At 72.7% G+C, this 9,926-nt stretch carries 8 protein-coding genes and 1 pseudogene; all 9 read right to left on the bottom strand.

Going from position 1 to position 9,926, the window contains the following annotated elements:
• Nucleotides 1–179 precede the first annotated feature (179 nt).
• Complete coding sequence (gene kynU / locus ACRDP3_RS05150; RefSeq protein WP_431515612.1) at nucleotides 180–1,457, bottom strand: kynureninase; 1,278 nt, start codon at nucleotides 1,455–1,457, stop codon at nucleotides 180–182.
• Nucleotides 1,450–2,304 (bottom strand): tryptophan 2,3-dioxygenase family protein, encoded by an 855-nt coding sequence (locus ACRDP3_RS05155; protein WP_431515613.1) that lies wholly within the window; start codon nucleotides 2,302–2,304, stop codon nucleotides 1,450–1,452. Before ACRDP3_RS05155 ends, kynU begins: the two co-directional genes overlap by 8 nt.
• A 221-nt stretch (nucleotides 2,305–2,525) precedes the next feature.
• Nucleotides 2,526–2,939 (bottom strand): DUF3151 domain-containing protein, encoded by a 414-nt coding sequence (locus ACRDP3_RS05160; RefSeq protein ID WP_431515614.1) that lies wholly within the window; start codon nucleotides 2,937–2,939, stop codon nucleotides 2,526–2,528.
• 160 nt (nucleotides 2,940–3,099) lie between these two features.
• Nucleotides 3,100–4,122 carry a class II fructose-bisphosphate aldolase gene (gene fbaA, locus ACRDP3_RS05165; RefSeq protein ID WP_431515615.1) on the bottom strand — a complete coding sequence of 341 codons (1,023 nt, stop codon included), beginning with the start codon at nucleotides 4,120–4,122 and terminating at the stop codon, nucleotides 3,100–3,102.
• A gap of 151 nt (nucleotides 4,123–4,273) precedes the next feature.
• A complete protein-coding gene (gene pyrE, locus ACRDP3_RS05170) occupies nucleotides 4,274–4,858 on the bottom strand; it encodes an orotate phosphoribosyltransferase (protein ID WP_431515616.1) in 585 nt (194 codons plus the stop codon).
• Between the two features lie 53 nt (nucleotides 4,859–4,911).
• Nucleotides 4,912–5,748: an aldose 1-epimerase gene (locus ACRDP3_RS05175; protein ID WP_431515617.1), complete on the bottom strand. Its 837-nt coding sequence runs from the start codon at nucleotides 5,746–5,748 to the stop codon at nucleotides 4,912–4,914.
• A gap of 67 nt (nucleotides 5,749–5,815) precedes the next feature.
• Complete coding sequence (locus ACRDP3_RS05180; protein WP_431515618.1) at nucleotides 5,816–6,859, bottom strand: hypothetical protein; 1,044 nt, start codon at nucleotides 6,857–6,859, stop codon at nucleotides 5,816–5,818.
• A 295-nt stretch (nucleotides 6,860–7,154) separates the two neighbouring features.
• The gene (locus ACRDP3_RS05185) at nucleotides 7,155–8,936 is read right to left on the bottom strand and encodes a polyamine aminopropyltransferase (RefSeq protein ID WP_431515619.1); all 1,782 of its coding nucleotides are present in this window, start codon (nucleotides 8,934–8,936) and stop codon (nucleotides 7,155–7,157) included.
• A 294-nt stretch (nucleotides 8,937–9,230) separates the two neighbouring features.
• A pseudogene (locus tag ACRDP3_RS05190) lies at nucleotides 9,231–9,722 on the bottom strand (DUF2617 family protein); the annotation flags it as partial.
• Between the last annotated feature and the right edge of the window lie 204 nt (nucleotides 9,723–9,926).

The raw sequence follows: 9,926 nt of genomic DNA on the forward strand, positions 1-9,926 counted from the left end.
CGCCAGAACCCGCCGTGCAGCACGGTGATTCGGGGCCCGCGCGCGCCCAGCCCGTAGAAGTCGATGACCTGCGAGGGGTGTTCCCCGTATGGCTCCGTGCGCTCCGGCGGCACCGGCTTCAGCCCCAGCAGCGCCGCCGCCTCCGCCCCGTCCACTCCGGTCATGACGCGCTCACTCCGTCATGCCTCGCTCACCGCCTCCCCGAGCGCGCGGGCGGCGCGCTCGGCGTCGGTGAAGGAGGTGTAGAGCGGGGTGAACCCGAACCGGAGCACGCCGGGCCGGCGGAAGTCGCCGACGATGCCCCGCGCGATCAGCGCCGCCATGACGGTCTCCGCGTCCGGCGCGTGCTCACCGTCGGGCCCGCCGTCGCAGAGCAGCGAGACCTGGCTGCCGCGCCGCTCGTGGGCCTGCGGAGTGAGCGGGCGGAGCCGGTCACCGGGTACGTACGCGCGCACCCGGCGCAGGAAGAAGTCGGTCAGCGCGAGGCTCTTGGCCCGTACCGCCGCGATGTCCACGCCGTCCCAGACCTTCAGCGCCTCCTCCAGAGCGAGCATGGAGAGGATGTCCGGCGTGCCGACCCGGCCGCGAGTGGCGCCCTCGGCGGGCGCGTAGCCGGGGGTCATGGCGAACGGGTCGGCATGCGAGGTCCAGCCGGGCAGCGGGGAGTCGAAGCGGGGCTGCAACTCCCGGCGTACGTACAGGAAGGCGGGCGAGCCGGGGCCGCCGTTGAGGTACTTGTACGTACAGCCGACGGCGAAGTCGGCACCGGACGCGTCGAGTTCGACGGGGAGCGCGCCCGCGCTGTGGCAGACGTCCCAGACGATGAGACCGCCCGCACGGTGCACGGCGGCCGTGGCGGCGGGCAGATCGTGCAACTCGCCGGTGCGGTAGTCGACATGGTTGACGAGCGCTACGGCGGTCGCCGGGCCCGCCGCGTCACCCATCTCGGCGGCCCGCACCGCCCGCACCGTGGCGCCGGTCAGCCGGGCCGCGGACGAGGCGAGGTAGCCGTCGGTCGGGAAGGTGGCCGCGTCGACGAGGACTTCACACCTGGCCGGGTCGTCGGCCTGGGCGATGCGGATCGCACCGACCACCGCCTTGAAGACGTTGACGCTGGTGGAGTCGCCGACCACGACCTGCCCTTCGGCGGCGCCGACGAGCGGTGCGATGCGGTCGCCGATCCGCTCGGGGGCCTGCCACCAGCCCGACTCGGACCAGGAGCGGATACGCATCTCCCCCCACTCTCGCGCCACCACCTCGGCGAGGCGCGCGGGGACGGCGCAGGGCAGCGCGCCGAGGGAGTTGCCGTCCAGATAGACGGTGTCGTCGAGGACGAAGTCCTTGCGGTGGGCGGCGAGTTCGTCGCGGGCATCGAGCTCGGCGGCCGGCCCGTAGCCCTCAGCACCCAAGACCTCGACGCCCGACAGCTCAGCCCCCGACACCTCGGCCTCAGACATGGCTGCGCGCCGTCCACAGCTCGTGGAAGACGCTCTTGGCGGCCCGCTTCTCCAGCCAGGCCACGCCCGCCGAACCGCCGGTGCCCACCTTGGAGCCCATGGCCCGCCGGGTGGCGACCAGGTGGTCGTTGCGCCACCGCCACACCAGCTCCGCGACCTCGGTCAACGCCTCACCGATCCGGACCGCCGGAGCCACGTCACCGTCCGGCAGCTGCCGCCCGTAGGCGGCGGCCCACATGGCCTCGACCTCCGGGTGCGCCACGTACGGCTTCGACACGTCCCGCTCCAGCACAGCCGCCGGCACCGCCTCCCCGCTCCGGGCGAGATGGCGCAGCGCCTCGTCGTAGAGGCTCGGCTCGTGCAGCGCCTTCTCCAGCTCGGCGTGCACGCGCGGCGCGCCACGGTGCGGTACGAGCATCGAGGCGGACTTGTCACCGAGCAGGAACTCCATCCGCCGGTACATCGCCGACTGGAAGCCGGACCCGTCACCCAGCGCGGCACGGTAGGAGTTGAACTGGGCGGGGGTGAGGTGAGCGAGCGGCTCCCAGGACGCGTTCAGCGACCTCAGCTCGTACGTGGAACGCTTCAGCGCCGCCAGCGCACGCGCCGGGTCGTCCTGGCGGAACGATTCGGCGGCCGTCTGCCACTCGTGCACGATGCAGGTGAACCACAGCTCCATGACCTGCGTGGTGACGAGGAAGGCCATTTCACCCGGGTCGTCGGACAGCGGGTGCTGCAGGTGGGTGAGGACGTCGGCCTGGACGTAGTCCTCGTACGGGGTGGTGCCGGCGAAATCCAGATGGGGGGCCTGCGAACCGGCCTCGGGGTCCTCGACGTCGTGCGACATCGCTGTCTCCTGAATGTGGTGTGCCGGGTAGCGGTCCGCTCCCTCTCTGTCGACGGTGGAGCCCCGGTCCCCTCGGGCCCGCCCCGGTACTGTCCCGGCGGGCGGACCCACGCATCATCATCGGTGAGGCGGCCCGCAGGGACAAGGGCACCTGGTCAGCACCCTTGTCATATGCCCCGCGGGCCGCCCACGGCCCTACAGCTCTGCCTTACGCCCCGGTCCTACGTCAGCGTCGCCGCGGCGGTGGGCGAGCTCTCCTTGAGGAAGGTCGAGCAGCGCTCGTGCTCCTCGGTCTCCCCGATCGCTCCCGCCGCCCGTGCGAGGGCGTGCAGCGCGCGCAGGAAGCCACGGTTCGGCTCGTGCTCGAAGGGCACCGGCCCGTGGCCCTTCCAGCCGCTGCGGCGCAGCGCGTCCAGACCGCGGTGGTAGCCGGTACGCGCGTAGGCGTACGACTCCACGACCCGGCCTCCCTCGAAGGCGTCATCGGCGAGCACCGCCCACGCCAGCGAGGACCCCGGGTACTGCGCGGCCACCTCGGCGGGCGCCGTACCGGAGGCGAGCAGCTCGCGCGGCTCGGGATCGTCGGGCAGCTCGGTCGGGGGCGGACCCCCGAGCAGGTTTTCGTGAATGCTCATGGTTTCCAGTCTGCCTTGTCCGTCCGCGGTCCGGGCGGTCCGGCCGCCGGTACCGCACAGGGCCCGCCGGTACCGCACAGGGCCCGCCGGTACCGCACGGGCACCGCACAGGGCCCGGCGGCACCCCCACGGGCACCGCCCGGCCCCCGGTCCGGCCCGGTTACTTCAGCCGGGTGCCGGTCGAGCGCAGGTTCGCGCACGCCAGCTGTACGCGCTCGGCCATGCCCTTCTCGGCGGCCTTGCCCCAGCTGCGCGGGTCGTAGGTCTTCTTGTCGCCGACCTCGCCGTCGACCTTCAGCACACCGTCGTAGTTGCGGAACATGTGGTCCGCGACGGGCCGCGAGAAGGCGTACTGGGTGTCGGTGTCGAGGTTCATCTTCACCACACCGTTCTCCAGCGCCGTCGCGATCTCCGTGTCGGTGGAGCCGGAGCCGCCGTGGAAGACGAAGTCGAAGGGGGCGGCCTTGCCGGACTTCGCGGCGACGCCCTCCTGCAGGTCCGCCAGCAGCTCGGGACGGAGCACGACGTTGCCCGGCTTGTAGACGCCGTGCACGTTGCCGAACGAGGCGGCCAGCAGGTAGCGGCCCTTCTCGCCCAGGCCCAGCGCCTCGGCGGTGCGCAGCGCGTCGTCCACCGTCGTGTAGAGCTCGTCGTTGATCTCGTGGGTCACGCCGTCCTCCTCGCCACCGGTCGGGGTGATCTCGACCTCGAGGATGATCTTCGCGGCGGCGGCCTGGGCGAGCAGTTCCTGCCCGATCTCCAGGTTGTCCTTCAGCGTCTCGGCCGAGCCGTCCCACATGTGGGACTGGAAGAGCGGGTTCAGGCCCGCGTCCACGCGCTCCTTGGAGAGGGCCAGCAGCGGCCGCACGTACCCGTCGAGCTTGCCCTTCGGGCAGTGGTCGGTGTGCAGGGCGACGTTGACCGGGTACTTCTGGGAGACGATGTGCGCGAACTCCGCCAGCGCGACCGCGCCGCTGACCATGTCCTTGCTGTACTGACCGCCCAGGAACTCCGCACCGCCGGTGGAGATCTGGACGATGCCGTCGCTCTCCGCCTCGGCGAAGCCGCGGAGCGCCGCGTGCAGGGTCTGCGTCGAGGTGACGTTGATGGCGGGGTAGGCGAACTTGCCTGCCTTCGCCCGGTCGAGCATCTCGTTGTAGACCTCGGGGGTCGCGATGGGCATCTGTCCGCTCCTTGGGTCCTGGGGTGCGTGTCGGCTCTGCTTCAGCGTGCCGATCGAGGGAACGACGTCATCGTCGCCCCCATACTCCCAGACCGGCTGCTGTGCTCCGGCCCTTGCTCAGGTGGGCTCGGGTGGAGGGCTCGGGCCGGGCTCAGCTCAGCCCGAGGTCGGCCAGCTCGTACGCGTGCAGATACGGCAGGCCCGCCGCCTCGATCGCCCCGGCCGCGCCGCGCTCGACGATCGTGGCCACCGCGACGACCTCCGCACCCGCCTCCCGCGCCGCCTCCACGGCGGTGAGCGGCGAGTTTCCGGTGGTGGAGGTGTCCTCGACGATCAGTACCCGGCGGCCGGCGATGTCCGGCCCCTCGATGCGACGCTGCAGGCCGTGCGCCTTGCCCGCCTTCCGTACGACGAACGCGTCCAGCGCACGCCCGCGCGCCGCCGCCGCGTGCAGCATGGACGCGGCCACCGGATCGGCGCCCAGCGTCAGCCCGCCCACGGCGTCGAAGTCGAGTTCGGCGGTGAGATCCAGCATGACCTGGCCCGCGAGCGGCGCCGCCGCGCCGTCGAGGGTGATGCGGCGCAGGTCGATGTAGAAGTCGGCCTCCTGCCCGGAGGAGAGGGTGACCTTGCCGTGCACGACGGCCTTGTCCTTGATCTGCCGCAGCAGCCCGTCTCGCGCGCCGGTGGGGGAGGAGACGGGGGACGCTCCGGGGGAGGAGGATGCAGTGCTCATGGGGGACGAGCCTATGCCGCCGGGGGCACCGGGGCGGAACCGGCGTAGGCCTACTACAGCGTGCGCCAGGTCCAGGTCGTGGAGACCTCCAGCGGGTCTATGGGGGTGACCAGCTGCGGGTGGGTGTTGAGACCGTTGGGCGGGCCGGTCTGGGGCTCGACGCAGACGACGTCCGGCTGCTCGTCATAGACGACGACCCACTCCGCGCGGCTGGCGACCCTGAGCTGCACCTCGCCGGGCCAGGTCAGCGTGACGTCCACGCCCTGCGGCATGCCGAAGCAGTCGTCCCACGGTCCCGGTCGCGGCGGCACCCGCTTGCCGGTGGGGAGGTGGTCGACGCCGCGCTCCTCCTGCCACTCCGGGTCGAAGTCGATGCGTACGCCGTCACCGCTGCCGCTGCCGCCGCTGTCGCGCTCGCCGAGATGGCGCAGGAACCACGGGTGCCAGCCCGCCTGGGCCGGAAAGCTGACGTCGGCGGTCTCCACGCCCAGGGTGAGGGTGACGCCGCCGCCGTCCTCGGCCAGCTCGACGGCCTGGGTGACACGGCCCTCCCAGGGCCAGGGGTCGGTCAGCTCGTAGGTGAAGACCGCCGTCCGCTCGTCGCTGCGCACGGTGCTCCAGGCGGCGTGCCGCACGGTGCCGTGCAGGGCGTGCGGGCCGCTGCCGAGGGGGAGTTGGTACAGCTCGCCGCCGCTGCGGAAGCGGCCCTGGTCCGTACGGCCGCACCACGGCACCATCACGAACGCGCCGTACTTCTCGCCCTGCCGCAGCAGCTCCTTACCGCGAATCCGCAGCGACGCGAGCCGGCAGCCCTGGTGCGGTTCGACCCTCAGCTCGGCGTCTCCGGCGCGGAGCGTGACGCCGGCGTCAGTGGTGGCGGAATCAGTCATAGCGCGACCCTAAACCGCCGCGCTCCGACACGGCCTGTTCTGCGCCCTCAGCGGCGGTCAGCCACGGTCAGCGGCGGCGGCGCAGGGCGCGGCCGAGGACGACCGCGCCGGCCACCACGGCCGCCACGGCAGGTGCGGCCCAGCGCAGAGCGGCCGAGTTGGTGATGGTCTCCGGCACCGGGACGGGGGCGTAACGGCCGCGCGGCGGGGCGTGGTCGACCTCCTCCGCGCTGCGCCCGATCATCGTGCGGCGTGCGTGGGCCGCCTCGGCCGCCGCCTCGTCGGCGTCGTCTGCCTCGTCGCCGCCGTCCGGCTCGAGGGAGGGCGGCGGGATCTCCGTGTCGAAGACGCCGGTGTGCTCGGGACGGTCCGGGCCGGCGGGCTGGTCCGGACCGGAATCGGCGTCCCCGGCATCAGCTTCCCCGGACTCGCCGGCGGAACCGGGCTCGCCGGTGTCGGCGGCCGGCTCGGCCTCGTCGGCGGCCGCGTCCGGCTTCGCGCCGGCTTCCGTTTCGCCGGACGTGCGCGATTCACCCTTCTCCGGGCCCGGGATGCCGGGGATGACCCGCTCGTTGTCGCCGGGCTCGCCGATGCCGCGCGGGGCCCGCGGGGCTTCCGTGGCGGCCGGTTCCGCGGCGGGCGCGTCCGGTGCGTCGAGGGCCTCCGGCGGGTTGTCGCGGATGCTTTCGCCGAGCGCCGCGCCGAAGCGTTCCAGCAGCCGATGGCCCGCCGCCGTCGCCGTCTTCGGCTCGACGTCCTTGAGGCGTCCGTCGCCGCGCACCGTGCCGGAGCAGACCAGCCGGGTGCCCTCGCCGTCCCGCGACCGCCGCGGCACCACGGTCAGTTTCAGCCGCACCGAGCCGCTGCCGCGTGCCTCCGTGCCGCTGCCCTTGACGGCGAATTCCTCGCCGTGCTCCGTGACGGTCAGGCTTCCCCGGTAGGTGATCGTGGAGCCACCGAGGCGGACACGCAGCCGCCCCTCGGTGGCGCCCGCGGCGCTCGCAGCACTGTCGAGCTGCAGGCCCGGCACACAGCGCGCCACCCGCTGCGGCTCAGCGAGCGCCGCCCGTACCGACCCGACGGAAAACGGAACGTTCACCTCGTGCTCCATGGGGCGGAGCCTACCCACCACGCCTCGTCCATGTGACCGGTAGTCGCCTTTGCGCTGCGTGCCGCCGAAACCTCACCCGCGCCGGTGCCGTGACCGGAAATGTTTGCCCGTTGGGGAGCGTCGTCCAGTCATGGGGTCTCACCGGGCCGCAGGCCCAGGGCTTGGGGTCTCCCCGGGCCGCAGGCCCAGGGGATGCGAAACGCAAGGCGGCCGGGAGTCCTTGTAGCGGAACTACCAGGGCTATCGGCCACGCGTGATGGGCGGCGCGACAGGGCAAAGCTTGCCGGGAGGGGCACTAGTACCGCGGACGCGTCAGCGTCGACGGCGGCAGTCCCGTGATGCGCTCGCGCTCCGCCCGTAGCCGCGCCGCCCGCAACTGGCCAGCTGTCAGCGGTCGCAGCCGCGGCCCGTCGGCTCCCCCGGGCAGCCCGGTCCGCCCATGCATCCCGGTCGGCCCATCCATCCCGGCAGTCCCGGCAGTCCCGGCCAGAGTCGTGGGCGGGGACATCGTTCGGGTGGTGGGCGGGTGCGCCGCGAGCACGAAGCCCCAGTCCCGCGACCGTGCGGAGGGGTGCGAGCCGGAGCGTGGGCCGGAACGCAGGCGGGAGTGGGAGCGGTCCGGTCCCGTCGTGAAACCGGCGGACCGGCCCTCGACCACGTACGGCGAGGTCCGCAGACCGGCGGAGCGGAGGGTCGACTCCACCGTCCAGTACGCGCGCGGGCGGTCGCCGGCCGCGCCCGCGTGGACCGCGAACCGGCCGCCGGGAGCCAACGACCGCGCCACCAGCCCGTAGAACTCCTCCGAATAGAGCCTCGAACTCGTCGAGATCGCCGGGTCCGGCAGGTCGGAGATGACGACGTCGTACGGCGCGGCCGCTGCCGCACCGGCCCCCGGGCCGGCCCCCGCACCCGCACCGGCGCCGCCCACCCGCTCCCGCAGCCACGCGAAGACGTCACCCGTCTCCAGCCGCACCCGCCGGTCGCGGTACGCGTCCCTGTTGAGGCGTCGCAGCCCGGGGTCCGTACGGGCCAACCGCGCGACCTCCGGATCGCGTTCGGCGACGGTCACCTCCCGCACATCGGGGTGGCGCAGCACCTCGCGCAGCGCCAGCCCGTCGCCGCCGCCCAGGATCAGCACCCGTCGGCGCGGCCGGTCGGCCATGGCGGGGTGCACCAGTGACGCGTGGTAGCGGTACTCATCGACGGAGGACACCCGCAGCCGGCCGTCCAGGAACAACTTCAGCGGCTCACCGCCCCGTTGCCCCTTCTTGTCGGCGCCGCCCGTCAGCACCACCTCCTGTACGTCCGTCCGCACCGCGACCCGCACGTCCTCGCCGTACACCACCTCGCGCGCGGCCCGTTCGAAGGCTCCGACGAAGGCGGTGCCCGCGATCAGCAGCAGCACCACCCCGCCGTTCCCGGCGAGCAGGCCCCAGCGCACCCGCACACTCACGTCGTGGCGGAAGAGCCACAGCACCACCACCCCTCCCGCCACGGCGTTCACCACCCCGGTCAGCAGCGCGCCGGTCAACTGGCCGAAGAACGGCAGCAGAAGAAAGGGAAAGGTCAGCCCGCCCACCAGCGCGCCCACGTAGTCGGCGGCGAAGAGGTCGGCGACGGCGCCGCCCGCGTCCTGCCGCCGGATGCGCTGGATGAGGGTCATCAGCAACGGCATCTCGGCGCCGATCAGTATCCCGATCGCGAGCGAGAAGCCGACGAGCGCGATCCGCGCCTCCCCGAACCAGGCGAAGCTGGCGTAGAGCGCCATCGCCGAGCCGCCGCCGATCAGGGCGAGCAGCGCCTCCACGGTGCCGAACCCGGTCGCGGCGTGGCAGCGCAGCCGCTTGGCCAGCAGCGAGCCGATGCCCATGGCGAAGACCATCACGGAGAGCACGACGGACGTCTGGGTGACCGAGTCGCCCGCCAAGTAGGAGGCGAGCGCGACGAGTTCCAGCTCGTAGACGAGCCCGCAGGCGGCGCAGACGAAGACGGACGCGAGCACGAGACCGCGCCCGATCCCGGCGGGCACGGGCAGTCTCGCGTCCTCCTCCGGAGGGCTGACGGGGCGGTCGATCATGATGGGAACGTTACGTGACGGGGAATCAGGCCAAGGTCACCCACATGTGGACTCCCGTGGCAGCTCACGCGCAACGAAGCACAGGGAGGCACAGAAGGCACAGCGGACGACCTGGCGGACGAAAGGGCTGACGGCATAGTGGGTGATGGCCCCTGCGGGCGGCTCCTCTCAGGCCACCGCCGGCCGTTCCCGCCGGACCGGGCCCGAGGGCGGCGAGGGTGCCGCGATCGACGCCCGGACGACGGGCCGCACGGAGGCCGCGGGCGTGACCGTCGCCTGGGGCGCCGGGTCGACGACGCGCGTACGCGTGGAGACCAGCCGGCCCTCCTGCGGGTACGAGTGCCAGGTGCGCCAGTGCACTTGACTCTCGTGCCGCTGCACCAGCAACGCGGTGAAGGCGTGCGGGGCACCCGGGAAGGTGCCGGTGAGCCCGTTGGGATGGTCGGAGACGAGCGCGAGCAACTCCTGCGCCCGCCCCGCGAAGGAGCCGGGTGACAGCGTCTCGACGCGCGCCGCGAACTCGTACTCCCACTCCCCCACCCGCTCGGAGATGCCGAGCGGGAGGGGAGTGCTGCAGCCGGGCATGCAGGCGACGGTCTCGGAACAGGTGCTGCCGTCCTCTTCGAGGAGCACCTGATGTGAGGCGCCGAGCAGGCGCAACTGCACGGTGGCGCGGCCGAGTTCCAACTCGCGGGTTGCCAGGGCGGGAAGCGGCTCGCGTCCCAGTGCCCAGGCGAGGTCACCCGCACGGGTGTCGGTGTATGAGGTGGAGAGAGAGGTGAGCATGAGTCGGCTCCGCAGACACGCAGTGGTGAGGGATCACCAAATCACGAAATGTGTCTGCCCGCAGTGTTTTTACCCAACTCATCCCGATTGCCACCCCCTCGGGGGGTCAGCAGATCAGATGTTCAACTATCCAGCACTCAACGAGCCGGCGCCAACCAGGTAACCGGGCGCCGCCGGTCAGCTGCCGCCCCCGCCACCGCAGCC

Source organism: Streptomyces sp., from assembly GCF_050698815.1.
Classification (GTDB): domain Bacteria; phylum Actinomycetota; class Actinomycetes; order Streptomycetales; family Streptomycetaceae; genus Streptomyces.